The organism is Devosia sp. P2_G7 (assembly GCF_056403495.1).
Map to the genome: position 1 here is coordinate 277,831 of NZ_JBFUFI010000004.1, position 26,095 is coordinate 303,925.

Annotated in this window: 30 protein-coding genes and 1 pseudogene; 10 read left to right on the plus strand and 21 right to left on the minus strand. The window is 65.4% G+C overall.

What is annotated here, in order from left to right; genetic code table 11:
• Nucleotides 1–65 precede the first annotated feature (65 nt).
• Nucleotides 66–626, plus strand: a complete 561-nt coding sequence (locus AC1DWU_RS09265) for a hypothetical protein (protein ID WP_477149683.1) — start codon at nt 66–68, stop codon at nt 624–626.
• A gap of 18 nt (nt 627–644) precedes the next feature.
• Nucleotides 645–1,556, plus strand: a complete 912-nt coding sequence (locus tag AC1DWU_RS09270) for a S8 family serine peptidase (RefSeq protein ID WP_477149684.1) — start codon at nt 645–647, stop codon at nt 1,554–1,556.
• 12 nt (nt 1,557–1,568) lie between these two features.
• Here the strand turns inward: AC1DWU_RS09270 and AC1DWU_RS09275 are convergent, their stop codons facing one another.
• Entirely contained in the window at nt 1,569–2,018 is a 450-nt protein-coding gene (locus AC1DWU_RS09275) for an Lrp/AsnC family transcriptional regulator (RefSeq protein ID WP_477149685.1), read from the minus strand.
• A gap of 108 nt (nt 2,019–2,126) precedes the next feature.
• On the opposite strand from AC1DWU_RS09275, the gene rocF reads away from it, so the two are divergent.
• Both rocF and AC1DWU_RS09285 read left to right on the plus strand, forming a co-directional pair.
• Entirely contained in the window at nt 2,127–3,077 is a 951-nt protein-coding gene (rocF, locus tag AC1DWU_RS09280) for an arginase (RefSeq protein ID WP_477149686.1), read from the plus strand.
• 55 nt (nt 3,078–3,132) lie between these two features.
• Nucleotides 3,133–4,194, plus strand: coding sequence for an ornithine cyclodeaminase (locus tag AC1DWU_RS09285; RefSeq protein ID WP_477149687.1), 1,062 nt, complete (start codon nt 3,133–3,135; stop codon nt 4,192–4,194).
• Here AC1DWU_RS09285 and AC1DWU_RS09290 read toward each other — a convergent pair.
• The 9 genes from AC1DWU_RS09290 to AC1DWU_RS09330 all read right to left on the minus strand — a co-directional run bounded on the left by AC1DWU_RS09290 (nt 4,191) and on the right by AC1DWU_RS09330 (nt 11,046).
• Nucleotides 4,191–5,135, minus strand: coding sequence for an endonuclease/exonuclease/phosphatase family protein (locus AC1DWU_RS09290; protein ID WP_477149688.1), 945 nt, complete (start codon nt 5,133–5,135; stop codon nt 4,191–4,193). The two genes, AC1DWU_RS09285 and AC1DWU_RS09290, sit on opposite strands and share 4 nt — an antisense overlap.
• A 64-nt stretch (nt 5,136–5,199) precedes the next feature.
• The gene (locus tag AC1DWU_RS09295) at nt 5,200–5,649 is read right to left on the minus strand and encodes a GNAT family N-acetyltransferase (protein WP_477149689.1); all 450 of its coding nucleotides are present in this window, start codon (nt 5,647–5,649) and stop codon (nt 5,200–5,202) included.
• A 64-nt stretch (nt 5,650–5,713) separates the two neighbouring features.
• The gene (locus tag AC1DWU_RS09300; protein WP_477149690.1) at nt 5,714–7,288 is read right to left on the minus strand and encodes a 2-isopropylmalate synthase; all 1,575 of its coding nucleotides are present in this window, start codon (nt 7,286–7,288) and stop codon (nt 5,714–5,716) included.
• 116 nt (nt 7,289–7,404) lie between these two features.
• Nucleotides 7,405–7,530, minus strand: a complete 126-nt coding sequence (locus AC1DWU_RS09305) for a hypothetical protein (RefSeq protein WP_477149691.1) — start codon at nt 7,528–7,530, stop codon at nt 7,405–7,407.
• Between the two features lie 71 nt (nt 7,531–7,601).
• The gene (locus tag AC1DWU_RS09310) at nt 7,602–7,970 is read right to left on the minus strand and encodes a cupin domain-containing protein (RefSeq protein WP_477149692.1); all 369 of its coding nucleotides are present in this window, start codon (nt 7,968–7,970) and stop codon (nt 7,602–7,604) included.
• Between the two features lie 70 nt (nt 7,971–8,040).
• A complete protein-coding gene (locus AC1DWU_RS09315; RefSeq protein ID WP_477149693.1) occupies nt 8,041–8,883 on the minus strand; it encodes an AraC family transcriptional regulator in 843 nt (280 codons plus the stop codon).
• Between the two features lie 53 nt (nt 8,884–8,936).
• A complete protein-coding gene (locus AC1DWU_RS09320) occupies nt 8,937–9,365 on the minus strand; it encodes a hypothetical protein (protein ID WP_477149694.1) in 429 nt (142 codons plus the stop codon).
• Between the two features lie 104 nt (nt 9,366–9,469).
• Entirely contained in the window at nt 9,470–10,048 is a 579-nt protein-coding gene (locus tag AC1DWU_RS09325) for a TetR/AcrR family transcriptional regulator (protein ID WP_477149695.1), read from the minus strand.
• Nucleotides 10,048–11,046 carry an aldo/keto reductase gene (locus AC1DWU_RS09330; RefSeq protein WP_477149696.1) on the minus strand — a complete coding sequence of 333 codons (999 nt, stop codon included), beginning with the start codon at nt 11,044–11,046 and terminating at the stop codon, nt 10,048–10,050. Before AC1DWU_RS09330 ends, AC1DWU_RS09325 begins: the two co-directional genes overlap by 1 nt.
• 156 nt (nt 11,047–11,202) lie before the next feature.
• Between AC1DWU_RS09330 and AC1DWU_RS09335 the strand changes: the two genes are divergently transcribed.
• Nucleotides 11,203–11,985: a hypothetical protein gene (locus tag AC1DWU_RS09335; RefSeq protein ID WP_477149697.1), complete on the plus strand. Its 783-nt coding sequence runs from the start codon at nt 11,203–11,205 to the stop codon at nt 11,983–11,985.
• Between the two features lie 27 nt (nt 11,986–12,012).
• Here AC1DWU_RS09335 and AC1DWU_RS09340 read toward each other — a convergent pair whose 3' ends face one another.
• The 4 genes from AC1DWU_RS09340 to AC1DWU_RS09355 form a co-directional block, all read right to left on the minus strand.
• On the minus strand, nt 12,013–12,900 hold the full coding sequence (locus AC1DWU_RS09340; protein WP_477149698.1) for a PhzF family phenazine biosynthesis protein: 888 nt from the start codon (nt 12,898–12,900) through the stop codon (nt 12,013–12,015).
• A gap of 65 nt (nt 12,901–12,965) precedes the next feature.
• On the minus strand, nt 12,966–13,463 hold the full coding sequence (locus AC1DWU_RS09345) for a heme-degrading domain-containing protein (protein WP_477149699.1): 498 nt from the start codon (nt 13,461–13,463) through the stop codon (nt 12,966–12,968).
• 65 nt (nt 13,464–13,528) lie between these two features.
• Nucleotides 13,529–14,041: a heme-degrading domain-containing protein gene (locus AC1DWU_RS09350; RefSeq protein WP_477149700.1), complete on the minus strand. Its 513-nt coding sequence runs from the start codon at nt 14,039–14,041 to the stop codon at nt 13,529–13,531.
• A 100-nt stretch (nt 14,042–14,141) separates the two neighbouring features.
• Nucleotides 14,142–14,615: a GFA family protein gene (locus AC1DWU_RS09355; protein ID WP_477149701.1), complete on the minus strand. Its 474-nt coding sequence runs from the start codon at nt 14,613–14,615 to the stop codon at nt 14,142–14,144.
• Nucleotides 14,616–14,718: 103 nt separating this feature from the next.
• Here AC1DWU_RS09355 and AC1DWU_RS09360 point away from each other — a divergent pair, with 103 nt between their 5' ends.
• From AC1DWU_RS09360 to AC1DWU_RS09370, 3 genes are all read left to right on the plus strand, one after another.
• Nucleotides 14,719–14,865: a hypothetical protein gene (locus AC1DWU_RS09360; RefSeq protein WP_477149702.1), complete on the plus strand. Its 147-nt coding sequence runs from the start codon at nt 14,719–14,721 to the stop codon at nt 14,863–14,865.
• 88 nt (nt 14,866–14,953) lie between these two features.
• Nucleotides 14,954–15,124, plus strand: coding sequence for a YjiS-like domain-containing protein (locus AC1DWU_RS09365; protein WP_477149703.1), 171 nt, complete (start codon nt 14,954–14,956; stop codon nt 15,122–15,124).
• A gap of 116 nt (nt 15,125–15,240) precedes the next feature.
• Nucleotides 15,241–15,723, plus strand: coding sequence for a DUF1003 domain-containing protein (locus tag AC1DWU_RS09370; protein ID WP_477149704.1), 483 nt, complete (start codon nt 15,241–15,243; stop codon nt 15,721–15,723).
• A gap of 11 nt (nt 15,724–15,734) precedes the next feature.
• Here AC1DWU_RS09370 and AC1DWU_RS09375 read toward each other — a convergent pair.
• The 3 genes and pseudogenes from AC1DWU_RS09375 to AC1DWU_RS09385 all read right to left on the minus strand — a co-directional run bounded on the left by AC1DWU_RS09375 (nt 15,735) and on the right by AC1DWU_RS09385 (nt 19,011).
• Nucleotides 15,735–17,100: pseudogene (locus AC1DWU_RS09375) on the minus strand (hypothetical protein).
• A gap of 202 nt (nt 17,101–17,302) precedes the next feature.
• Nucleotides 17,303–18,322 carry a ketol-acid reductoisomerase gene (gene ilvC / locus AC1DWU_RS09380; RefSeq protein ID WP_477149705.1) on the minus strand — a complete coding sequence of 340 codons (1,020 nt, stop codon included), beginning with the start codon at nt 18,320–18,322 and terminating at the stop codon, nt 17,303–17,305.
• 47 nt (nt 18,323–18,369) lie between these two features.
• Entirely contained in the window at nt 18,370–19,011 is a 642-nt protein-coding gene (locus AC1DWU_RS09385) for a TetR/AcrR family transcriptional regulator (protein ID WP_477149706.1), read from the minus strand.
• Between the two features lie 264 nt (nt 19,012–19,275).
• Between AC1DWU_RS09385 and AC1DWU_RS09390 the strand changes: the two genes are divergently transcribed.
• Both AC1DWU_RS09390 and AC1DWU_RS09395 read left to right on the plus strand, forming a co-directional pair.
• Nucleotides 19,276–20,265, plus strand: a complete 990-nt coding sequence (locus AC1DWU_RS09390; RefSeq protein ID WP_477149707.1) for an aldo/keto reductase — start codon at nt 19,276–19,278, stop codon at nt 20,263–20,265.
• A gap of 145 nt (nt 20,266–20,410) precedes the next feature.
• Nucleotides 20,411–22,669 carry a hypothetical protein gene (locus AC1DWU_RS09395; protein WP_477149708.1) on the plus strand — a complete coding sequence of 753 codons (2,259 nt, stop codon included), beginning with the start codon at nt 20,411–20,413 and terminating at the stop codon, nt 22,667–22,669.
• Nucleotides 22,670–22,685: 16 nt separating this feature from the next.
• Here the strand turns inward: AC1DWU_RS09395 and AC1DWU_RS09400 are convergent, their stop codons facing one another.
• From AC1DWU_RS09400 to AC1DWU_RS09415, 4 genes are all read right to left on the minus strand, one after another.
• Complete coding sequence (locus AC1DWU_RS09400; protein ID WP_477149709.1) at nt 22,686–23,279, minus strand: HdeD family acid-resistance protein; 594 nt, start codon at nt 23,277–23,279, stop codon at nt 22,686–22,688.
• Nucleotides 23,280–23,673: 394 nt separating this feature from the next.
• Nucleotides 23,674–24,213 carry a hypoxanthine phosphoribosyltransferase gene (gene hpt, locus AC1DWU_RS09405; protein WP_477149710.1) on the minus strand — a complete coding sequence of 180 codons (540 nt, stop codon included), beginning with the start codon at nt 24,211–24,213 and terminating at the stop codon, nt 23,674–23,676.
• Nucleotides 24,214–24,215: 2 nt separating this feature from the next.
• Nucleotides 24,216–25,091 (minus strand): carbohydrate ABC transporter permease, encoded by an 876-nt coding sequence (locus tag AC1DWU_RS09410; RefSeq protein ID WP_477149711.1) that lies wholly within the window; start codon nt 25,089–25,091, stop codon nt 24,216–24,218.
• Nucleotides 25,088–26,050, minus strand: a complete 963-nt coding sequence (locus AC1DWU_RS09415; RefSeq protein WP_477149712.1) for an acetylxylan esterase — start codon at nt 26,048–26,050, stop codon at nt 25,088–25,090. Before AC1DWU_RS09415 ends, AC1DWU_RS09410 begins: the two co-directional genes overlap by 4 nt.
• Nucleotides 26,051–26,095: the final 45 nt, after the last annotated feature.

The following is a 26,095-nucleotide window of genomic DNA, read 5'->3' on the forward strand; positions in this document are numbered from 1 at the left end:
TCGTGGGCGCAGTCGACCCTGAGGTTGATCGGCAGGTCGAACCGCAAGTGCGGGTCCGCTGGTTGTTGGCCGGGTGGCTCTTCGCCGCTTGTGCCGCAGCATCGCCCTCGCCGGCTGCCGCACAGGAACTCGCCGTTGCGCTCCACGTGATCGATATCGCGCAGGGGTCGGAACTGACCGAGAGCGTCCGCAACCTCGCCAACGGCGGTTACGAGCTGTCGGATGGCACCTGGGTATCGTTGCCCAAGTGGTACCACACCGACTGGCCAGATACCCACATCGACATGCTCACCCAGGTTGGCGAGGATTTCGGACTGCTGTGGGGCCTTGGCACCGGCGAGCGTGGCGAGAAGTACACCATCGACCCAAGCCTGCGGATCGGCTTCGTCGCACAGGCCCACCCGAGCGCCAATACCACCCTGTCGCTGACCGTCCGCGGCATCCTCTGGGGCAACCTCACCGAAAAGACCTGCGAGGGGGATTACGGCGAGATCGGCGGCGGCATTCAGACCGTCAACTGCCGCCTCGCCGCGACTCCGCTGCCAACGCAGGAGACGCTGCAATACCTCGCCGACGCCGAGCCGAACCGGCTCCATGTCTCCCTTACCTACAGTGCCAGTTTCTAGCTTTCAGGAGTGAACGCCATGACCTCACGTATCAAGTATCTCGTAACGGCAGTCATCGCCGCCCTCGCCCTGCTCGGCGGCGTCTCCGCCCCGCAGGCCCAAACCACGACGCCCATCTGGCGCAACTGGATGAGCCCGGAGGTCGCCGACGCCTGGACCGCCGGCTACAAGGGCCAGAAGACCACGATCACCTTCATCGACGACTTTTCCAGCACGTCGAAGTTCGGGGGCAACCTCACTGGTACCAGCCAGGTCCTGCGCCACGGCGAGTGGACGCGGCTCGAGGGCAGCATGATCGCGCCCCTCGCCACCATCAAATCCAAGGAATTCAGGTCCAGCACGAGCGTCAGCCTCGCGGCGGGGCTCAATATTCTGAACCTGAGCTACGGCATGTACGCCAGGGCCGGCTACAGCGCGAGCCAGATTGGCTGGAGTGGGCAGGAGTCCTCGATCATCTCCTATGCCAGGAACGGCAAGGCAGTGATCGCCAAGGCGGCCGGCAATGACGGGATCGCCATCGGCGGCACCAACAAGAGCGGCCAGGTCGATTATCTCAACCTCGCGCTCGTAGGCACGCAATCCACCATCTATGTGGGCGCGCTGAATACCAACGGAACCGTTGCCAACAAAGCGAGCCTCGCGTCCTACTCCAACAAGGCCGGCACCAACACCGCGGTGCAGAGCCACTTCCTCGTCGTCGGCGTTGACAGCAGCAAGATGGGCCTGGCCGGCACCTCGTTCGCCGCTCCGATCATCTCGGGCTATGCCTCGATCCTGGGCAGCAAGTTCACCACCGCGACGCCGACCCAGATCACCAACCAGCTGCTGAATACTGCCCGCAAGGATACGCTACTGAACTACAACGCGGCGACCTACGGCATGGGCGAAGCAAGCCTCGGCCGGGCGCTGGCGCCGCTGACCATCAGGTAGGGGCACCGGCCCCTACCCCAGTTCCTTGCGGGCGGCGAGCAGTATGCTCGTCTCGGTATTGGCGATGCCGTCGATCTGCCGCACCTTGCGCAGCAGTTCGTCGAACTCACGCAGCGTCGGCGTCTCGATCTCCGCCACCACGTCCCAGCGGCCATTGGTGGTGTAGAGCCCGCGAATCTCGGGAAAGCCGGCGAGCCGGCGGATGATCTGCTCGGAGTTCTTGCCGTCGACTTCGACCATCATGACGGCACGCACTGCGTCCGCCCGCCCCTGCGCCTGCACCACGACCGTGTAGCCGGCAATGGCCCCTGAGCGCTCCAGCCGCTCCATCCGCGCCGTTACAGTGGCGCGCGAAACGCCAAGCTCTGCCGCGAGCTTGGCCACCGGCAAACGGCCATTGGTCCGCAGCAGAGCGATCAGACGATAATCGAGGTCGTCGAGCCCCGGTGTACTATTCGTCAATTCGCACCGCCACTTTGCACATCTCGCTGCGCAATCTTATCACTTCTCCGTCTTTTCGTCTGCACGCATCGATCCTCACATATGCGGGAACTGAATCGAGGCCCCCCAATGCTGCACGACGCCCGCGCCCGCCGTTCCATTACCGGTAACCGGATCGACCTGATCGGCCTGCCGACCGATGCCGGCGCGTCCTGTCGTGGTGCGGCGCTCGGCCCTGACGACCTCCGGGCCGCCGGGATCGCTGAGCGCCTCGCGGGCATCGGCTACGCCGTTGCGGATCTCGGCGACGTGAACGTCAGCCAGAAGCTGGCCCCAGCCGCCGAGATCGACGCGCTGGCCGTTGCCGCCAGCGAGGCCGGCTATCGCAGCCTCGAGAATGGCGCCCGCCCGGTCTTCCTCGGCGGCGATCATTCGATTTCGATGGGCTCGGTCGCCGGCGTCGCCCGGCACTGCCGCGACACCGGGCGCCCGCTGTTCGTGCTGTGGTTCGATGCACATGGCGATTTCAACACCTGGGCCACCACCGAAACCGGCAATATCCACGGGATGTCGCTGGCCCGCCTGTGCGGCGAGCCGGGCTTCCACAACTCCACCGACTGGTTCGCCACGGTCGACCCAGCCAACGTCGTGATCCTCGGCGCGCGGGCCCTCGATTGCGAAGAGGCGCAGCTGCTCGACGAACGTGGCGTGCAGGTGGTGGACATGGACGCCATCCGCGTCGCGGGCGTGGCGACGCCGCTCCAGCACTTCCTCGATCGTGTGGAGGCGGCGAACGGCCATCTGCATCTCTCGCTCGACGTCGATGCCATGGACCCCAGCCTCGCCCCCGGCGTCGGCACCACGGTGTCCGGCGGTCTCAGCCGCGACGAAGGCGACCTGGTGATGGACATGCTGCACAGGAGCGGCCGCGTCGGCTCGCTCGACCTCGTCGAACTGAACCCTTTCCTCGACCATCTCGGCATGAGCGCCGACCTGATGATCGACCTCACCGCCCGCCTGTTCGGCGAGCGCCACTCCACCCCGGCCGCGAGGCAAGCGGCCCTGTCAATGACGGCCTGACGGCCGCAACACGAGCACTCGAAGCCTGACTGCTCCAGCAAAGTAAGAGGCGAGTATGACCCAGTTCATCGGCACCAGCGATATCCGCGCCCTCCTGAGGAAGACCGGCGTCGAGCCCTTCCTCGTCGGGCTCGCCGACTACATCGAAGCCGATTTTCGCCGCTGGGAGCAGTTCGAGAAGGCGGCGCGCCTTGCCAGTCACAGCCACGATGGCGTCATCGAACTGATGCCGGCCTCGGATGGCGCGCTCTACGCGATGAAGTTCGTCAACGGGCATCCCAAGAACACCGCCGCCGGCAAGCTGACGGTCACCGCCTTCGGCGTCCTCGCCGACGTCGCCACTGGCTATCCGCTGCTGGTCTCGGAGATGACCATCCTCACTGCGCTGCGCACCGCCGCGACATCTGCCGTCGCCGCACGCGCCCTCGCCCGGCCGGGCAGCCGGACGTTGGCGCTGATCGGCGCCGGCGCCCAGTCTGAATTTCAGGCCCTGGCCTTCCGGGCACTGCTCGGCATCGAAGAAGTGCGTGTGTTCGACGTCGATGTCGAAGCAGTCGACAAATTCTGCCTCAACCTCGCAACCAGCGGCCTACGCCTCACCCGCGCTCCGTCCGTCGCCGAAGCCGTGCGCGGTGCCGACATCGTCACCACCTGCACCGCCGCCAAGCGCCACGCCGACGTGCTGATACCGGAGATGATCGCCCCCGGCGTGCACCTCAATGCCATCGGCGGCGATTGCCCCGGCAAGACCGAGTTGCACCGCGACATCGTCGCCAGGGCCTCGGTGTTCACCGAATACACTCCGCAGACCCGCATCGAGGGCGAAATCCAGCAACTGCCGGATGACTTCGCCGTCACAGAACTATGGCAGGTGCTGTCGGGACACAGCCCAGGTCGCCGCACGGCCGCCGAGGTGACCCTTTTCGACTCAGTCGGCTTCGCCGTCGAAGACTTCTCAACCCTGCGCTACGTCCGCGATCTGAGCCTTGTCGAGGCACGCCACATCGACCTGATCCCCGAACTCGACGATCCAAAGGACCTGTTCGGACTACTGATGCCTCACAGTCGGCCAGGGCATGTCGAGTTCGCCGAAACCACAGTTGAGCAGCGACGCTAGCGGTTCCCCGCCAGCCCAATCTCCGCGATCAGCCCCCGGTGGTTCGAGCCCATCGAGTCTCCCATTGCGTCGACTTGCTCGATCACCAGCGGCGCGCGGGCGAAGACGTTGTCGATAGGCACGCCAAGCGGGCCGAGGCGCACCGGCCAGGTGGCCGGGTAGAACGGGCCCGGCGCCAGCTTTTCGCGACTCGCCAGTCCGTCGATCCTGGCGGACCACGCTGCAGCGTTGAAATCGCCTGCCAGCAGCAGCGGCCCCTCGAGCCGGCCAATCGCCAATCCTAACCGGCGGAGCTCTTCGTCCGGGAAGTCGTCGAAATAAGGTTTGACCAGATGGGCGCCGACGATGTTGACGCGCTGGCCACCGACAACAGTCGCTGCGGTGATCAGCCGGTTCCGCCATACCTCGCTCAATGAGCCTACGGCCACATTCTCGAGCGGGGTGCGCGACAGCAGCACGGTGGAGCAGCCATCACTGATATCGCAGCCGGCATGATACGGGTAAGTAGCGAGCAGCTTTTCGCGATATGGCCCGATCGGCGAAGCCTCCATCAGCAGCACCACGTCGGCTCCGGAACCAATGATGAAATCGGCAATCGCCGCGCCGTTCCGGTTGTCCACGAGGAGATTGAAGCTCAGCAGCCTCAAGAGCGGCTTGCTCCCGACCCCTTGTGCGGCGATCCGCGCTTCCTGCTGGCGATAGATGATCGCCCCGCCCTGCCCGGCGCTGACGGCGAATACGAACAGGAACAGCAGCCCGCGTCGCCACGCCCCGCCGATGAACAGCAGCAGCACCAGCCCCAGCAGCGCGGCGGCGATATGAAAGCGCAGCGATTGCAGCAACGCCTGCCCCGGAACGCCGAAATCGACGCTCACCGCGAGCAGCACGCCGCACACCACCAGCGCCAGCGCGGTGATCGCCCCCCTCAATTCACGCAGCATGCAATGATCCCCGTCAGATGCGCCGAACCGTAGCGGCAGCCGCGGCGCCGGACCAGCCCGCGCGCTACAGGTGCTTCATCATTTGCACACAGCCGCTCCGCATCCCGCTGAGCTCCTCGGGGTCCCAGACCTCGCGCTGCCAGCCGCGCTTCTCGTAGAACCCGATGGCCTCCGGAGCCGAATTGAGCATCAGCGTGGTGATGCCGAGCTTGTAGGCGTGGTTGATCACCCCCTGCTCCATCACGCTCCCATGCCCCTGCCGCTGGCGATCGGCCACGATCCCGACGAGGCGCACGGCGGCGCGTTCGCCCTTCAGGTCGAGCCGGGTCGTCCCGATAGGTTCGCCATCGAGCAGCAGCAGGAACTTGATGTGGTTCGCGGCTGCGTCGTCCGGGTGCGCATCGTCGTAGACGAAGCCCGGATGCCGCTCGGGCGGAAACAGCACCTCGCGCCGAATCCGATGCATCGCCGCCCACTCTTCGGGAGTCTCCACCCGCCTCAACTCGTAAGTCATTGCCCCTCCATAAGAAAAGAGCCGCCCGAGGGCGGCTCCTGATTGTTCGGACCGGTGGGTGCCCTCACCCGACTGCCGCTTCGGTCGCGCCTTGCGCCGCGGCGCCGCGTTCGAGCAGCAGGCGGTTGTAGGCGTTGATGTAGGCGCGGGCCGAGGCGACGAGCGTGTCGGGCTCGGCGGCGTTGCCGGAGACGATGCGGCCGTTCATTTCGAGGCGCACATGGGCGCTGGCCTGCGCGTCGGTGCCGCCGGTGACGCCGTCGATGGCATAGAGCACCAGATGAGGATCCTTGCCGACGGCCTGCTTGATCGCGTTGAAGATCGCATCCACCGAGCCGGTGCCGTCGAACGCAGCCTTCACTTCGACCCCATCGATGGTGATGGTCAGGTCGCAGTGATGCACGCCGCCGGTCTTGGAGATCACCTCCATGTCGACCAGCTTGATGCGGTCGTCGACCGAGCCGGCCTCGTCATCGACCAAGGCGACGATATCGGCGTCATAGACGTGCTTCTTGCGGTCAGCCAGGTCCTTGAAGCGAACGAATGCTTCCTGGAAGGCATTATCGCCAAGGTCGTAGCCCAGTTCCTTCAACTTATCCTTGAAGGCGGCGCGGCCCGAATGCTTGCCCATCACCAAGGTGGTTTCCTTGATGCCCACGCTCTCCGGCGTCATGATCTCATAGGTCTGGGCGTTCTTCAGCATCCCGTCCTGATGGATGCCGCTCTCGTGCGCGAAGGCGTTCTTTCCGACGATCGCCTTGTTGTACTGCACCGGGAAGTTCGCCGCTGCCGAGACGATCTTGCTGGCCCGGCTGAGGTGCGTCGATTCGATCTGGGTGTGGTACGGCATGGCGTCGGCGCGAGTGCGCAGCGCCATCACGATCTCCTCGAGCGCCGCGTTGCCGGCGCGCTCTCCCAGGCCATTGATGGTGCATTCGACCTGTCGCGCCCCGCCCCGCACCGCGGCCAGCGAGTTGGCGACCGCGAGGCCGAGGTCGTTGTGGCAGTGGGCCGAGAAGATCACCTTGTCGGCGCCGGGGACGCGCTCGATGATCGAGCGGAACATCGCCTCGTGCTCGGCCGGGATGGCGTAGCCGACGGTATCGGGCAGGTTGATCGTCGTTGCGCCGGCCTTGATGGCGAGCTCGACGCAGCGCGCCAGGTAATCGATCGGCGTGCGCGTGGCGTCCATGGCGCTCCACTCGACATTGTCGATCAGGTTGCGCGCCTGCGCCACGGTGGCGGAGATGATCTCCAGCACCTGCTCCTCGGTCTTCTTCATCTGGTGCGCCAGATGGATCGGCGAGGTCGAGACGAACGTGTGGATGCGGCCCTGCTTGGCGTGCCGCACTGCTTCGCCGGCGCGCGCGATGTCACCCGGAATGGCGCGGGCGAGCCCGGCAACCACCGAGTTCTTCACCTGCTTGGCCACCGCGACCACCGCTTCGAAGTCGCCGTTCGAGGCAATCGGGAAGCCGGCTTCGATGATGTCGACGCCCATCTCGTCGAGGGCCTCGGCCACCTGCAGTTTTTCCTCGAGCGTCATCGTCGCGCCCGGGCTCTGCTCGCCGTCGCGCAGCGTGGTGTCGAAAATGAAGACGCGGTCCTTGTTGCTCTGCGCCTGTGCCTGGGTGCTCATTTCGGTATTCCTATCAAACGGCCGGGGTTCGAAAACCATCGCGACCGGACAAATCGATGTTCGGTTTCTTGCGCGTTATCCCCTGACCACCCGCTCGCTATCCGAGCTGTCGGTTATCAGGGGCTGATAAGAAGGAGAAGCAGGGCGGCCGGCAGCAGCAGCAACGCAGCAGCCAGAATCAGCCGGCTCTCCCGAGCCTTCTGTTCAGCGATTGCGATGGCAATGGCGCGTTTGCGCTGCATGGCGAAATTCCGTTTGCGTCGCGGATAGTGCTGGAATTGAAGCCCATTGGCAAGCGTCTGTGACGACAGATTCAAACCCAGACGTCATTTTCCGCCGTCCTCGCACCGCCCTCGGCACCGGTGTTGAGCGTGCCGCGTGGCTCGATCAGCAGCATCTTCACCTCGCGCTCGGCGAACGGCTTGTGCTCGATTCCGCGCGGTACGACATAGAGTTCGCCCGGCCCCACCGTCACCGATCCATCGCGGAAATCGATCCGCAACTGCCCCTCCAGCACCAGGAACGCCTCGTCGGTATCCTTGTGGTCGTGCCAGATGAAGTCGCCTTCGATCTTCACCACCTTGAACTGGTAGTCGTTAAGCTCGGCCACGACGCGAGGCTGCCAGTGCCCGTCGATCTTTCCGATCTTCGCAATGAGGTCGATGCTGGTGTAAGCGGCCATTCCTGCCTCCTTTGGGGAGCCGAGATTGGCGTGCTGCTGGCAGGTTGGTCTTGAACGTTCGTGCGCGATCTCAGGCTGAGAGCAGCCGCACCCACGCTGCCGGCGTCATCCCGTAGGTTCGCTTGAAATGCCGGCTCATGTGGCTCTGGTCGGCGAACCCGGCACCAATCGCGGCCGCCGCCATCGAGGCGCCCTCGCGCATCGCGCTGCGCGCCTGACCCAACCGGCGCATCACCAGGTAGCGGTGCGGGCTGGTCCCATAGAGCTGCCTGAAGTCGCGTGACAGCTGCCAACGGTCTCGCCCGCCGATCACCTCGAGCTCCGCCAGCGTCACGGGCGCGTCCAGCGCTCCATCGAGGAACTCCCGCGCCCGCTCGGCTGCTCGATAGTCGCTCAGCCCGGTGTGTCGCCCTTCACGGCTATCGCCGGCCCGGTCCAGTGCCCAGGCCAGGTCGTAAACCGCATCCTCGTATTCGAGGCCCTCGAGCGGTCCATCGAGATGCTCAAGCAATGCCGCCGTGGCATCGCGCAGTTGCGGATCGTGCGAAATCCCGCCAGCCACATAGGGCAGCGGCCGGCCACCCAGCGCCTTCTGCAGCATCGCCGGCTCGATGTAGAGCATGCGATAGCGAAAGCCGCCCTCTGCTCCCGCCTGCCCGTCATGCAGTTCGTCCGGATGCAGCACCATGGTGCCGCCGGGCACGCTGTCGCGCCGCGCCCCGCGATAGTTGAAGCTCTGCACGCCCGAAAGCGTCAGCCCGATCGCGTAGGTATCGTGCCGGTGCGGCTCGTAGGCGCGGCCGGCGAAATAGGCCTCGATCCGCTCGCAACCCGGCTCATCGGGCGCGCGGCGTATCCACCCGGCGCGCCCGGTTTTGACGATCGCACCCGTGCCGGCAGCTTGTTCGCTCATGCCGCAAGACTAGCGCCCGGCCGGCAATGTGCCAACCGGGCGTCTGCGAGCCGTCAGCCGAAGGTGATCGCCGCCGACAGCACGATGAGAATGAGCAGCGTGGCGTTGGCCATGCCGACCCTCGGCGCGAGCTTGGCGGCGGACATGTCGCCGCCCTCGATCCGCTTGCCCAGCATGCCGCTGTAGATCACGCCGGCGATCAGCAGGAGCACCAGCACCATCTTGATCCAGAACCAGGCGCTGATGCCGCCGACGCCGCCATACTTGAGCCAGATCATCAGCGGTCCGGTGATGATCAGCAAGCCGATCCCGGCGCGCCCGACTTGCGCCAGCCCCTTCATGATGTTCATCAGCAGCGGCCGGGTCTCGGGCGCCGCGCTCTGCATCCGGCTTCCGACCACGGGAATGCCGAAGGCAGCGGCGCCCCCAAGCGCCAGGCCCATGAAGTGCAGCCACAACAGAATTGTATTGATTACGTCCACGGCACGCCTCCCCCAAGCAAGCAACGGTACGTCAGCGTACACTTGTGCGAGAGTCGTTGGGAGTCACATCCTGAGCGACGCGGTAGGCCGTCCCGCCACCGCCGCTAGGCAGCGATAGCGGCGGTTACCAGGGCGTAGACGCGATCGAAAGCGGCGTCGTTCTCAGGATCGTTCCAGTCGAGGGCATGTGCCGGATCGTGGAAGCGCGCCATGGCGTCGAAAATGGCCTGAGCGGTCGATTTGGGGTCGGCCTCGCGGAACTCGCCGGCGGCAATACCGTCCGCGACGATCTTCTCGATCTGGGCGACGAGGAGTTGAACATGGCCGGAAACCACTATGGGCGCCTCGCTGAAGATCGCGCGGGCGATCGAGAACAGTTCGGGATCGCTCGATGCATACTTACGCTTGGTGGCCCTCAATCCATCGAACCACTGCCGAAGGCGCAGGCTGGGCTGGACGTCGGAATAGGCGATTGGCTCGAGCCGATCGGACGTCCGCCTCAGCCAGCCCTCGACCACCGCGTCGCGCAGCGCAGCCTTGCTCTGGAAATGCCGGTATACGCTGCCATGGCTCACACCGAGCAGCCGCGCGACGTCGACCACGGTGGTCTTCTGCGGGCCAAAGCGGCGGAACACCTGCTCCGCCGCCTCGAGGATCCGTTCGCGGGTCAAGACCTCGTTCATCAGGCTCCAGTTCGCTCGCTGTCGAGCATCGCCATCTGCGCCGGCATGTAGCGCTCGCCGCGCGCGGCATTCGGCGGCACAGCCTCTTCGATGGCCGACAGATCGGCCCCCGTCAACACCACATCGAGCGCACCGAGTGCCTCAGTGAGACGATCGCGGCGGCGCGCCCCGATCACCGGCACGATGTCCCTGCCCTGCGCCAGCACCCAGGCGATCGCCAGTTGAGCGACGCTGACGCCCTTGCCGGCCGCGATCTCGCGCAGCCTTTCAACCAGTTGCAGGTTGTGATCGACATTCTCGCCGCTGAAGCGTGGGCTGTGGCCGCGGAAGTCGCCGGCGACGAGCCCGTCCTTGCTCCAGTGCCCGCTGATCAGGCCGCGCGACAGCACGCCGTAGGCGGTGATGCCGATGCCCAGCTCGCGCGTAACCGGCAGGATCGCCCGCTCGACGCTACGCGAAATCAGCGAATACTCGATCTGCAAGTCCGCCACCGGGTGTACTGCGTTGGCACGGCGGATGGTCTCCGGCCCGACCTCGGACAGGCCGAGATGGCGGACGTAGCCGGCAGCGATCAGGTCCTTGATGGCGCCGACGGTGTCCTCGATCGGCACGTTCGGATCGAGCCGCGCCGGCCGGTAGATGTCGATGTGGTCAACGCCGAGGCGTTCGAGTGTGTAAGCGAGCGCGGTCTTCACCGCCGCTGGCCGACCATCGAAGCCGAACCACTGCCCATCCGGCCCGCGCTGCGCGCCGAACTTGACGCTGAGCACGGCATCGTCGCGGCGGCCCTTCAGCGCCTCGCCGATCAGCATCTCGTTGTGGCCCATGCCGTAGAAATCGCCGGTGTCGATCAGCGTGACGCCGGCCTCGAGCGCCGCATGCAACGTCGCGATGCTCTCGCTGCGATCGGACGGCCCATAAGCGCCCGACATACCCATGGCGCCCAACCCGAGGGCGGAAACGACGGGGCCCGATGTTCCCAATGTGCGATGAGCCATGACCAGTCTCCTTGTGGTGAGACCGTGCAAATGGATGACGACTGACAAAAGTGCAAGTCTGTCAGTTGATTTTTGTCGACTAGGGTTATGCGCGTCCGCCTTGCTGCCGACACGGTGCGGGACGACCCTGGCTCACCCTCGCCTTGGGAGGATGCGATGGTGCGGTCTCTCGGCTTTGCCTTTGTCGCCCTGGCAGCAGTGATTTCGGCGGCGACACCATCGCGCGCCGAAGGGGTCAGCATGGATCTGCTGATGCTGCAGGCGACAGCCCGCATCGGCGTAGCACTTGCTGCCGGCAACTATTGCGCCGGCGTCGAACTCCGCCCACTGATCGAAACGACCGCGCACTATCTCGCCGGTGCCAACGCTCCAGCAGCCGCCGACCGGGACCTGATCGCGGAGACCCGCAGCCTGCTCGACGCCGCAATCTACGACACCGCTTTTTGCGACCAGCCTTGCACGACCCTGCCCGCGGCCGCGGCCGGGACCGGAACCGAGCCTTTCACGCCTCAAGCCACATCAAGCTATCTCGCGGCGTTCGACGCGGTGGTAAGCCGCTGGCTCGCGGCCGCAGAGCACGATCCGCCAACGCTGACCATCAGCACTGCCCGCCATTCCTACGATCCCCTGCCGCGATACGCTCCGGGCGATGCCGTTGCCTACCAGGTGCATGTCGGCCCAGCCTGCCACGGCGCCGTGCTGTGGCTCGATCGTCCATACGCCCTGCCGTCGGCGTTCGATGGAAGCGGCAGCTTCGTGCCGCCGCACGACGGTCTCTGGACGGTTGATCTGAGGCGCCGCGATGGGCTGGCGCTCAGCCCCCTCACCTATCTCGATGCTGCCGGCCTGCCGTCCTACATCAAGGAGTTCTGGGTTGGTGCCAAACCCACGACCGGCCTCGGCCCGGGCAGTCTTAGCCCGTGGCACAAGCGGCCCTAGCCGTCGGGTTGGCGAAACCGCCTTTCGCTAGTCGCCGAGGTTGAGCGTCCCCTCGCCCACGATCACTGCGTGCCCGCCGATGCCGCCATGGGTGAGCTGGTCGTTTTCCTTGCGCATCTGCAGCGTGATCAGGCTCGGACGCCCCATCTCGTGGCCTTGCCGCAAGCGGAACTCATGCTGCCCGTTGTCGGCGGGACGGACCAGGAGTCCGATCAGCGCCGCGGCAGCCGAACCGGTTGCCGGATCCTCGCCTCCGCTCATGCCGGGTTCGAACATGCGCGCTGCAAAATCGTTGTCCCGCTCTTCAGGCGTCTGGGTGAAGACATAGATCGAGCCGCGACCGACGGGGTAGATCTCGTCCCAGCCGCGCCGCTCCAGGCGGATGCGCTTCAGCGCCTCGGCGTCCTTCACCGGCAGCAGGTAGAACGGCGCACCTGCGGAAAACAGCGCCGGCTCGTACGGTCCGCAGCCGATCTCCTCGGGCTCGAGCCCCAGCGTCGTGGCAATGGTCATCACGCTCGGCGCTTTCCCGATTTCTTCGGGCAACCGCGGCAGGGCGAAGCGGGCGAGCCCGATATCCTTCTCGATGCGCTCGATCACGCAGGTGATCACCCCGACCTTTTCCTCCAGCCGCACCGCCGTGCTGCGATTCTGCAGCCCCAGCACCACGGCTGCCCCGACCGTCGGATGTCCGGCGAAGATCAGTTCCGACGACGGCGTGAAAATCCGCACCGCCGCGGCATGCCGCTCGGACTGCGCTTTCTGGATGAACACCGTCTCGGAGAGGTTGAACTCGGCGGCGATGGCCTGCATCTGGTCATCGAGCAAGCCATCCGCCTTGAGCACGACGGCAAGGGGGTTTCCCTTGAGACGTTCGGTGGTGAAAACGTCCAGCAGCAGGTAGTTGAGTTTCATTTCCGGGCTCCGCGACCGGCAGCAGTTGCGGCAGCCGCGCCCGGACTGTCAAGCGCGCCCCAGCGCTAAATCTTGGCCAGCGCGAACGCCGCCTTGTCGAGCCCGAGTTCGTCGGCCACCGCATCGACTCCGACCTGATGGTCGTCGCGCTCGTGCAGCCCCGAAATGGTGATGCAGCCGATCGGCCCAAAGCCCTTTAGGCGGATGGGGAAGCCCCCGCCCGCCAGCACGAAGTCGGCGCCGTCGAGCGCGCGATTCGGGGCAAAGAGCCGATCCTCGCGCGCCTGCTCCAGCGCCGCGCGATAGCTCGATTTGAGCAGCCGCTGCACCGTGTTGACCTTGCGGCGCACCCAGTTGGGATTGTCGGCGGTCGTCCCCGGCATCGCCGCGTAGAACATCTGCCGGTCCCAGGTGCGCACATCGACCACCAGTCCCAGCTTCTCGCGCACCGCCCGCTCGCGCACCCGCGCGCCGATGGAGAACGCGATGTGCTCGTCGAACCGGGTGAATTCGAGCCCCTGCTCCTGCTCGATGATCTTGGCGATATCGTCTGCCGTGGCCATGCCGTCCGCTCTCCTCGTGTGCGGCGGGATATAGCCAGCCGGGAGATGTGACAGCAAGCAAGCCTTCAGTCGGACTTCGGCTCCTCGTGCGGCAGCATCAGCGGTGCCGGATCGATACCCAGATGGTTGGCGACGGCTGTGACCACGAAGCCATGGTCGTGCCGCCCGGGCACCCCGGACACGGTGATTGAGCCGACCACGCTCACCCCTTCGATGCGGATCGGGAACGAGCCGCCATGCGCCGCGATCTCGGTCGGATCGACATTGTCGTCCGGCGCGAAGCCCCGCTTATCGCGCTGCTGGCGCAGCGTCATGGCGTAGGACGCGCGGTTGAAGCGCTTGACGCAATTGCTCTTCCGCCGCACCCACTCGAAATTGTCCGGCCCGGTGCCGGGCATCGCATAGTAGTAGAGCGGCCGGTTCCAGAACCGGATATCGATCACCAGCGCCGCCTTTGCCGCCTCGGCCAGCCGGCGGATGTCCTCGCCCAGTTGCAGCGCCGTCGCCTCGTCGAACCGGCTGAATACCAGCCGCTTCTCCTGCTCGGCGACCAGCGCGATATCGCTGTCGAAACTCATCGAACCCTCCTCAGACTCCGGCCGCCCTCGTAGCATGGGAAACCGGCGCCACGCCCTCCGCCGACGCCGCGAATCCTTCCGGCAAATTGCGATTTGCCGGTCAGGCCGTCGCCGCACTCCAAGCGTCATAGAGCGGCTGACGGTCTGGCGGTTGGCCGGGGAAGTTGACCTGCGTCCGATCGATCACAGCCCAGGGCAGCCGGCTGTCGGTCCAGATATTGCCGATCGGCACCGCCCAGCTCGGATCGTCCAGCGTCCCGGGTTTCACCACGAACATCGCCGGTGAGGCCAGCGGTTCGTTCCACAGCTTGGTGCCACAGCTGGCACAGCCGAGCATCCGCACCGTGCGGCCGCTGTCGGCCGCCTTGTCATAGGCAACCAGCTCGCCGCTCAGATGCTCCAGCAGCTCCCGCTTGATCGGCATCGACATCGAGTGGGTCGCCCCGCTCGAACGTTGGCAATCCCGGCAGTGGCAGTTGTAGACCGCCAGCGGAGCTCCGGTGATCCGGTAGCGCACCGCCCCGCACTGGCACCCGCCCTCGACCGGAAACGCCGGCAACTCGATCTCGCTCAACCAATCCTCCCTGAAGGCATCGTTCAGAACCGGTTCAACCGTCGTAGCTCATTCAGCGCCCCACCGCCGGAATGAACCGGTTCACAAACACGGAAATCGACCAATGATCCCCGAACTTCTACTCCTCGCGGACCACCTGCGTGCTCGCACGCCCAACCAGCAGATCGAAGACCGCCTGCTCGCCGATATCGGTGTCACCCGCGCCGAGCTCAACAAGCAGAATAGCTGGTTCCGCCGCAAGGCCCGCTAAGCCGCCAACGGTTCATCAGGCGTTCATCGCCTTATGGGCATAAGCCCCCCGCCGATCCCGGCACCATACAAACTGACGAGATGATCAAATGGCTTTCAGCCTGACGTCCATGTTCCGCCGCTCGCAGCGGAAGCGGGTCCTCACCGACCTGATGAAGTTCGACGACCACCTGTTGCGCGATATCGGCCTCACTCGCACCGACCTTGCGGTCATGCGTTCCGGTCGGCACCACGCATCCCCGACCCGCGGCCATGAATAGCCACCGGGTATCCGACATAGCAAAATAGGAGGGCTCCGAGATGATCGGGGCCCTTCGTGTTTCAAGGGCCGACAACTGCTAGAACTGCGCCACGCGGATGTGCCCGGAGGCGACAGATGAGCGACTCACAACCCAATGCTGCGGCCCACCAGGCCGCCCGGCGCTTCAGCCTCAGGCACCAGCAGCCGATCGCCCTGCCGCGCACCTACGGCGAGTATCTCGCCGACCGCATCGCCGCTGTCGTCGGCTCGTGGCGCTTCATCATCGTCCAGTCGGTGCTGCTGGTGTCCTGGATCGTGCTGAACGTCGTCGCCTGGATGCAGCACTGGGACCCCTACCCCTTCATCCTGCTCAATCTCGTCCTGTCGTTCCAGGCCGCCTTCACGGCTCCGATCCTGATGATGGCGCAGAATCGGCAATCCACCATCGACCGCCAGAAGGCACAGCTCGACTACGACGTGAACCTGCGCGCCGAACTCGACATCGAAGCCTTGCACGAAAAGATCGATCTGCTGCGCCAGGAAGACATCACCCGGCTCGTTGGCCTGCTGGAGGTGCTGACCAAGGAGCGGATCGGCAAGGACGGCGGCAAGGCCTAGCCGCGCCCGTGCTACTCGGCCGGCGTTCCCAGGCCGCCGTGCCGCGCCCGCTCGAGCCGCTTCTCCTGGCTGATATAGGCGAGTGCATCTTCCGACTGGAACATCTCGAGTTCGTCGTCATGCTCCGAGACCGGCGTCATCGCGAGGTCGGTATAGGCCTTGCGGTTGGGATCGTTCTTGATCTTCAGCCAGTGCCGCCCGTAGCGCGCGTAGAGCAGGCCCCAGCGTGCCAGCTTCACCGCCGTTTCCGCCCAGTATCGAGGGTAGAACACCAACGCTGACTCGATGCCACGTTCTGGCCGGCGCGACAGCCGGTGCTTCAGCCGGAGCGCACCGCCCTCGAGCGGATGCACCTTCTCGATCTTGATCGAGCCCATGAACCAGGTGGAGAGGAACAGGATGTTGGGTGCCGAGATGCCGCTCGCGGCAGCGCGGCGCATCATCGTCGTCACGTGCTCGGTCGTGTAGTAGCGATCCCAAGCCATGGCGTAGCACCGTTCCCAATCGGCCTTGCTCATGTGCCCATGCGCGGTGGTCGCGTGGTTGAGGTCGTATTTGTTGAGGTCCTTGTCCATCGGCACGGCGGCGCGATGGAGCTTCTGGTGATCCTCCGACCCCGGCAGCGGCGTCAGGTAGAAGAACTCCAGCATATCGACCGGCAGCTCGCGCTTGATCACGTCGATGTCGTGCATGATCGAGTCGACCGTATCGCCGGGGAAGCCGAGGATGTAGCCGGCATAGGTGATGATGCGCTTCGCCCGCCAGGCCAGCAGCATCTTGCGGTACTCGGTGATCTTGTTCTGCTTCTTCTTGGCTCCGGCAAGGTTGGCCGGGTTGATGTTCTCGAGCCCGATGAACACCCGCTTCACTCCGGCGCGGGCGCACTTTTCGACGAAGCCATCGCTCGTCGAGCCGCCCCTCGGCCTCGCCGGCATAGAGCGAGATGCCCATGGCCTGCGCCTCGCGCAGCCCGTCATCGTCGCCCGCCAGCATGCTGATCGTGCCGGACACGTGAAAGCCGCCAATCCCGACCGGAATGCCGAGAGCGCGCAATGGCCGAGCGATGTCGAGGGCGCGCGGAAACTGGTTCGATTGCACGCCCACCAGCATCACCATGCCGGCATCGGCTGCCTTGATGCGGGCCGCGATGTCCTTGATGTGCACGCGGCTGTTGGTTTCGTCCATCGGCTCGACGTCCCAGTCGACGTTCGGCCCGAGCACCTGCCGGCTGACGCTGTCCTGCACCAGGCCGTACATGGCGGCGAGTGAATTGGACGGAATGGGCGAGCGCCACCACTGGATCACGTAGCCGTCGTCGTCGTAGTGCGACGGCTTGATCAGCACCAATGCGAACCGTTTGCGGGTCGTCGTGGGCACGGCAAACTCCACGTCGGATACGGGAGACGGCTACCGGTAGCAGGTCTATGTAACGCACAAAAGCAGAAGGGGCCCGAGGGCCCCTTCGAACGTTCGACTGATGCAGCGCGGCCTCAGTTTTTCGCCTTGTCCAACAGCGCGCCGGCCTTGATCACAGCGGCGCGCCAGCGCGCATCAAACCAGGCGTGGAGCAAGGCCCCGCTCAGTTCTTGGCCTTGTCGACGAGGGCGCCGGCCTTGATCCACGGCATCATGCCGCGGAGCTTTTCCCCGACCACCTCGATCGGGTGCTCGTCGGCGAGGCGGCGGGTCGCCTTGAAGCGCGACGAACCACCCTTGTATTCCTGCATCCACTCGGAGGTGAACTTGCCCGACTGGATGTCGTGCAGCACGCGCTTCATCTCGGCCTTGGTCTCCGAGGTGATGATGCGCGGGCCCGACACGTACTCGCCCCACTCGGCGGTGTTCGAGATCGAGTAGTTCATGTTGGCGATGCCGCCCTGGTAGATCAGGTCGACGATCAGCTTCACTTCGTGCAGGCACTCGAAGTAAGCCATTTCCGGAGCGTAGCCGGCTTCCACCAGCGTCTCGAAGCCAGCGCGGATCAGCTCGACCAGGCCGCCGCAGAGCACGACCTGCTCACCGAACAGGTCGGTCTCGCATTCCTCGCGGAAGTTGGTCTCGATGACGCCCGAACGGCCGCCGCCTACGCCCGAGGCATAGGCCAGCGCGATGTCATGGGCATTGCCCGACGCGTCCTGGTGCACCGCGATCAGGCACGGCACGCCGCCACCCTTCTGGTATTCGCCGCGCACGGTGTGGCCCGGGCCCTTCGGCGCGATCATGATCACGTCGACGGTGGCCTTGGGCTCGATCAGGTTGAAGTGCACGTTGAGGCCGTGCGCGAAGGCGATCGCGGCGCCGTCGCGGATGTTGGGCTCGATGTCCTTCTTGTAGATGTCGGCCTGCAGCTCGTCCGGGGTCAGCATCATGATGACGTCGGCCCACTTCGCAGCGTCGGCAACCGACATGACCTTCAGGCCCTCGCCCTCGGCCTTCTTGGCCGACGGGGAGTTCGGGCGGAGCGCCACGACGACATCCTTCACGCCCGAGTCGCGCAGGTTCAGCGTGTGCGCATGGCCCTGCGAGCCGTAGCCGACGATTGCGACCTTCTTGGACTTGATGATGTTCAGATCGGCATCACGATCATAATAGACGCGCATGGAAATCTCCCTTTTGTGCGTTGGGCCATCACGGCCGATTTGAAAAATCACGCGGGCTGGTGGTGGACCGCGTAGATGGCAAGAAACTGTTCCGTCGCCCGAGCCGCGTCCCGCGTGATCTCGGCTTCGGAGGTGGCAAAGGTTTCGCCAAGCAGCAGCCGGATCTGCGCGTCGCGCACGACGAGCCCGAAGAAGCTGCGATAAGCCTCCTCCGAACTCTCGAAGCGCAGCAGCCGCGCCTCCCGTCCGGCTTCCAGCACCGGCTTCAGCCGTTTGCGGATAGCGAGCGGCCCGTTCTCGAGCACGATCGCGCCGAGCCCGTGCTTCTCAGCACCGGCATGGCCGATGGCAAGCCGGTTCAGGGTCACCGAGACCTCGCCGACTATGGTGCCCAGGAGGTCCCGAGCAAACTGTTCGATGCTCTGGCGCAGCGACGCGGCGTCGAGCCGCCAACGATCGACCTGCGGCGCCTTCACCTTGGCCGCCTGCCACTGCACCGTTGCGGTCAGCAGCCCGTCACGGTCGCCGAACCACTTGTAGAGCGTTTCCTTCGAGCACGAGGCGCGCCGCGCCACCGAGGTCATGGTCAGCCGGTCGCCCTGCTCGACGAGCAGATCGAGCGCCGCCGTCAGCACCTGCTGCTGACGCGGCGTGAACACCTCTTCGCTGTTGGCAACCACAACCGCCACGACGACACCCAAGGCCCTCGCGGTTCAGGTCCGCACCCCGCGAACCGACCGCTCATTCTCCACGTCACGAACCGTACCGTACGTTACGGTTCGGCGCAAGAGGAGAAGTATGGCTTGACGGCGGCGGACAGTCGGCTGCGGCCGTCATACCTCCCGGCGCTCCTGAACGCCACGATCGCCGGCGTCGCCATAAGCCGCAAGGCTGGGTTGTCCGATCTGACATGGGATGCTGGTATGGCAGTTCAGAACATTTGGAGGATGAGCATGAAGACGACGCTGCCAACCCGGGCCTTCGGCAAAACCGGCATGGAGATCACCCGCCTCGGCGTCGGCGCCTGGGCCATGGGCGGCAACATGTGGGGCCCGCAGGACGACGCTGATTCCGACGCCGCCATCCGCCACGCCATCGATCTCGGCATCAACTGGATCGACACCGCCGCAGCCTACGGCGTCGGTCACTCCGAAGAGGTGATCGGCCAGACGCTGAAGGCCCTGCCCGCGGACCGGCGCCCTTATGTCTTCACCAAGGGCGGCGTGATCCGCGACGCCAACGGGCAGAACCCGCGCCGCCTCGCCAATCGCGAAAGTCTGCGCAACGAACTCGAGAACTCGCTCCGTCGCCTGCAGGTCGAGGCGATTGACCTCTACCAGGTGCACTGGCCGGCCGATGACGGGCCGCTCGAGGACTATTGGGCGACAATGCTGGAGCTGAAATCCGAGGGCAAAGTCAAGCACATCGGCCTCTCGAACCACAATGCCGAGCAGCTCTCCCGAGCCGAAGCGATGGGCCATGTCGAAACGCTGCAGCCACCCTTCTCGATGATCAAGCGCGAAACGGCCGAGGAAGTCCTCCCCTGGTGCGCGGCGCACGGCACCGGCGTCATCTGCTACAGCCCGATGCAGGCAGGCCTGCTCACCGGCAGCTTCACTAGGGAACGCGCCGCGACCCTCGCCGACAACGACTGGCGCAAGACCAACCCCGAGTTCACCGGCGACCGTCTCGACCGCAACCTCGCCCTCGCGGCGGGCCTGAAGCCGGTTGCCGACAAGCACGGCACGTCGATTTCCACCATCGCCCTCACCTGGGCCCTCGCCTGGCCGGGCCTCACCGCCACGATCGTCGGCGCCCGCTCACCCGCCCAGGTCGACGGCTGGATCGACGCCGCGAGCATCGAGCTCGACGCAGCCGACCTCGACGCCATCGCCAAAACCATCGCCGCGACCGGCGCCGGCCAGGGCCCGCTACGGCCGTAACCTTATCCGGCTCGGTGTGGCGCGGACGCCGCAACCCATTGGGAAAGCACGAATCCCGTGCTTTCCCTCCATCAAGGCGATTTACAGCAGCCCCCAGCTTCGCGACGTTGCTGAGGCAAATATTGCGGCGGTGGGGCTATCGTCTATGCGTGCGTGGTGGTCTGCGATTGGGTTCGCAGCGCTGAGGATTTGCATCCTCGCGCTGGTGTCGACGATGGCGGTAGGTGCTGCACAGGCGCAGCCCTATCCCGACTTGATGCTCACCAACACCGTGAGTAACGAGACTCCAGCGGCCGACACCGACATCACCTACACCATCACCGTCACTAACGTGGGGGACGCGGGTAACCCTGGCGCCGACGACGCCTCGAACGTGGTGATGTCAGATCCGTTGCCGCCGGGCACGACGTTCCAAGCGGTCGCCGCGCCGTCTGGTTGGGACTGCAACACCGCATTTGATCCCCTGCCCGCCGTTGGCACTAATGGAACCGTCGTCTGCAAGATCAACCCGCTGTCGGTGGCGGCAGGGTCCCAGGTCTTCACGATCACCGCCCATATCGACGCGGGTACTCCGCCCGGGGCGTTCTTCACCAACATCGCGACCGTTTCATCCCCCGACGATCCCAGCGAAGAGAACAACAGCTACACCGCGACGGCACAGATTCCGGCACCCTGGGTCGATGTCGGCGTACAGAAGCTGGCGGCAGGGAACGTCACGGACGATACCGACCTCGTCTACACCTTGACCGTCACCGCCAGCGGCAGCCCCGCGACGATCACTCTGACCGACGCCCTGCCAGCCCCACTGACCTTTGTATCGCTCGCGGCCCCATCCGATTGGAACTGCTCGACGCCGGCCGTGGGCAGCAACGGCACTGTCAGTTGTTCCGCCACGAACCCTGCTGCCAGCTCCGCCGCCTTCACGCTGACGACGCATGTGCCGGACGGCACACCGGAAGGCACGTTCATCCAGAACTTCGCCTCGGTCAGCACGACCAGCAATGACATCAACAGCGAGAACGACAGCTCGACCGTCGGTACGACCGTCGAGGGCGAAGCCGATCTCAGCATCAGCAAGACCGGCCCCGCCAGCGCCGAGCGGTTCGAAGTGCTCAGCTATACCGTCACGGTGAACAACTCCGGTCCGAGCTTTGCCACCAATACCGTGATGACAGACGCGCTGCCCGCCGGCCTGAGGTTCATGAGCATCGCCTTTCCCTCAGGCTGGAGCTGCGCCACCCCGGCGGTCGACAGCGGCGGCACCATTACCTGCAGCCGCAGCGAATTCGCGCCTGCGACCCCCGCAACCTTCACTATCGGCGCAACGGCCGTGCTGGACGGCTCGATCACCAACGTCGCAAGCATCGCCAGCAGCGACCGCGATATCAACACGACGAACAACTCAAGCTCTGCGACGACGGCGGTCACCGACACCGTGTCCCAAGCCTTCGAGGAGATGACGCGCGGCTTCGTCGAAACCCGGCAGAAGCTCATCGGCAACGCCATTGACACCCCCAGCCTCGGCGATCGCCGAGGTGGCGGCCCCAACGTCTCGCTATCCGAGGCAAACGGCGATGCCGTGCTCAACTTCTCTGCCCGTACCGGCAACGCCTGGGACCTCGGCCCCGGCGCGGCCCTGCTGGCCGAGGACACCGCCGCTCCGTTCAGCTTCTGGATCGACGGTTCGCTCACTTTCCACACGCGCGACGACGCCGACGGCAGGCTCAGTGTGGTGGGCGCGGGCGCCGACTACCTGGTGAACGATCGGTTCCTCACCGGCGTCGCGCTCTATCTCGACAACATGCGCGACGTGACCGACATCGGCGGCATCACCGGCACCGGCGCCCTTATCGGCCCCTATGTGTCGCTGGAGATCCTCGATAACGTCACCCTCGATGCCAGCGTATTCTTCGGCCACTCGTGGAACGACGCGAACGCCACGCTGTTCGGCCAGACCTTCACCGGCACCTTCGAGACTGACCGCTTCATCACCAAAGTGGAGGTCGAGGGCGAGTGGAGCGCCGACGCGTTCACCATCCGGCCCAGCGCCAGGCTGTACTTCACCAACGAGGATGTCGGCGACTACACCGTGACCAACCCATCGGGAGACGTCGTGAACGTCGACGGCTTCTCGACGTCGACGCTGGAACTCGGCGGCGGTCTCACGCTGGCGCGAACCTTTGCATTCAGCAACGATCTCGACCTGACCCCATCCATCGGCGTCCGCGCCGGCCTGGGCGGCACGGGCTCTGTGCTTGCGATCGACAACACCTTTGCCGGGCTCACCGGTGGCGTGACGCTGGCGGGGCCGGATTGGTCGCTGCGGGCGCTGGCCGACTATGGGATCGACACCACCGGCCTTGCGGCGGCATCGATCCGTGCCAGCATGACGGGACGGTTCTAGCGACGGGCAGTCGGCGCTAGGCCGCCTGCTTGAACGTCCGCGCCCGGAACGCCAGCATGATCAGCAGCACGCCGCCGAAGATCGAATAGCCGGCGATCATCCAGATCAGCGACAACGCGCCGGCGCCCGGCTGGAACAGCAGCAGCAGGCCAAACACGATTGTGAGCAGGCCGAACAGCCCCAGCACCCACTCGCCCTCGATCTCCTTGCGCGCCTGAATGGCGCCCCAGATCGTCAACACGCCGATGATCACTGCCCAGATGCCGATGAACAACAGCAGCACGAATGTCGTCATGCCCGGCCAGAAGAACGCCGCGAGGCCGGCGAGAACGCTCACCACCCCGCTGATGGCGAGCCACCAGCGCGCGCCCATCCCACCGACCGTCCGGCCCGAGATCGCCGCCCACAGCGCAAAGACGCCGTCGACCAGGGTGTAGGCGCCCCATAGCAGGGTGAGCGAGATCAGCGTGATGGCGGGCCAAAAGATCGCCAGCACGCCGAAGGCGATCGCGGCGATGCCGCGCAGCAGGAGCAGCCACCAGCTGTCGCCGAGCATGCGGCGCAGGCCGGGAGGAAGATCGGAAGGTACGGAAGACTGCGTCTCGGCCATCGTGCTTCTCCACTGGTTGCGGAAAAGCTCCCGGAACCTCCGAGAGCCCCGCACCGATACTAGCAGAGTCTCCGCGCAGTTAAGAAGCCAAACGCCTGTCTCGCCTTCGATCTCGATAGTAGCCGCGCAATGCTCTCGCAATCCCGACAGTCAAAATGGTCGATGCGGTCACCAGTGACCCGTCCATCAGCGTTGTGCAGGCACACACCGGCACAACCATCAACTGCCCGATGACCACCTGTCGGCTGGGCTGCGGGCCTCGTTATTGCCGCGCCAGCAATGGAGAGCGCTACCGGCGCCGGTAGGGCCCCATTCTGCCGGTCCGGGGACGACCCGGACCGGTCCTCGGCCAATCGGACAGGCCGCGTCAGCAGATGATTGCGCGTCGGCCCGGTCAGGCGGTGAAACGCACCGCCCCGATGTGGGGCAGGTTGCGGTTGCGCTGGGCGTAGTCGATCCCGTAACCGACGACGAACTTGTCGGGGATCTCGAAGCCGATCCAGCGCGCCTTCACGCTGGTCTCGCGCCGCGACGGCTTGTCGAGCAGCGCGCAGACCTCGATGCGCTTGGGGTGGCGCGTGCCGAGAATTTCGAGCACGTGCTTCAGCGTGTAGCCGGTGTCGACGATGTCCTCGACCAGCAGCACGTCGCGCCCCTCGATCTCGCCGCGCAGGTCCTTGAGGATCCGGACTTCGCGGCTGGATTCGGTGGAATTGCCGTAGCTCGACACCTCGAGGAAATCGACCTCCACCGGCAGGTCGAGTTCGCGCACCAGGTCGGCGATGAACACGAACGAGCCGCGCAGCAGCCCCACCACCACCAGCTTCTCGGTGCCCGCGTAAAACTCCGAGATTTCCTTGGCGAGTGCCTCCACCCGCGCCGCGATCGCCTTGGCCGAGATCATCTCGTCGATCACGTAGTTCTTCGCCGTCATGCTTACTTCAGAGCCCCTTGGGTGAGTCCGCGCACAAAATACTTGCCGCCGATCAGATACACCAGCAGCGGCGGCACGATCGCCATCATCACCGTCGCCGCGGAGCCGCCGGCGCGCACGCCCATGATCGCCACGGTGATCGGCTGCTGGTCGCCCGAGGTGAACACCATGCCGTAGAGGTATTCGTTCCAGATCGAGGTGAACTGCCAGATCACCGTCACCGCGATGATCGGGCCCGACAGCGGCAACATCACGCGGATGAAGATGCGCCAGAATCCGGCGCCATCCACCTGCGCCGCCTTGACGATCTCATTGGGCACGCCGGCGTAGAAGTTGCGGAAGAACAACGTCGCGAACGAGATGCCCATCACGGTGTGGATCAGCAACAAGCCGAGCACGTTGTTCTGCAGCCCGAGCTGCCCGATGATCCAGGCCCAGGGCAGCAGCGCGATCTGGCTCGGCAGGAAGATGCCGAGGAAGATCATCACGAAGACGAACTCCGAGCCCCGAAACTTCCACTTGCTCAGCACATAGCCGTTGAGCGCCCCGATGATCGCCGTGGCGATAGTCGCCGGCACGGTGATGATCAGCGAGTTGAGAAAGTTCGGCCCCAGCCCCCGGCACATGCCGCTGACGCAGGCGTCGTTCCAGGCGCGCAGGTAGTTGTCGAACGAGAAGCTCTCCGGCACGGCGATGACGCCGTTGCGAAAGACCTCCTCCCCGTCGCGGAACGAGTTGAAGAACACCAGCAGCGCAGGCACCGCGTAGACGAGCGCGAACAGCGTCAGCACGACGTAGATCAGTACGCGCGACACCGCCCACCGGCGACGGGCAGCAACCCCGTCGCGGTCGGCGTAGTCGAGCGTCAGTGCGGTCACGGCAGGGTCTCGTCGAGCCAGGCGACCTGCCGCCGCTCCTGCCAGGTGCCGCCACCCTCGTGGTTGTTGAACGTGTAGCTCTCGATGGTCTTGGGGCCGGCCCAGGCATTGTAGGCGCCGTAGACGGTCGAGGGCGGGCAGACGTCGTCCATCAATGCCACCGAGAACAGCGCCGCTGCCTTGGAGCGCGCCGAGAAATGCACGCCATCGAAGTAGTTGATGGTCTTATAGGCCGCCGCCGCCTTCTCGCGATGCGTCGCGAGGAAGCGCACGATCTCGCCATAAGGGTCGCGGCTCGTGAGCCCCACCGCACGCGGAAAGTCGCAGAGGAACGGCACGTCCGGCATCGCCGCCTTCACCCGCGGCTCGAGCCCGGCCACGGCGATCGAAATGCCGCCGCCCTGGCTGCCGCCGACCACCGCGAGCTTGGCCGGATCGGTTTCAGCTCGGCCCAACGCCGCCTCCACCGCCCGCACGCCGTCGGTATAGACGCGGCGGTAGTAGTAGTCCTTCGGGTCATTGAGACCGCGGGTCATGAAACCGGGATGCGCCGGGAACGAGCCGGCCGGATCCGGCGTATCGCCGCGCGACCAGCTGCTCCCCTGCCCGCGCGTATCCATCACCAGCACGGCGCGACCCGTCGCCGGCCACAGCAGATGCTCCTGCGGCAAACCGCGACCGCCGCCATAACCGATGAACTTCACGACCGTGCCGCGCGGCGCAACGCCCACCGGCTTGATGTACCAACCGCGCACCTTGTCGCCGCCGAAGCCGGAAAAGGTCACGTCGAACACGTCGAACAGCCTCAGGCCCGTGTCGACGGCCTCGAACACCGCCTCGAGCGGCTTGGCGCATGACTCGGCGAGCGTTGTCGCCCAAAAGCTGTCGAAATCGGCGGGAGCGACGGCGCTAGAACGGTAGCTGTCGAGCTGGGCTTGCGGCAGGTCGAAAAAGGGCATGGCGACAATCTTGATTGGGTTGAATTGTGATGGTGGGTGAAAATC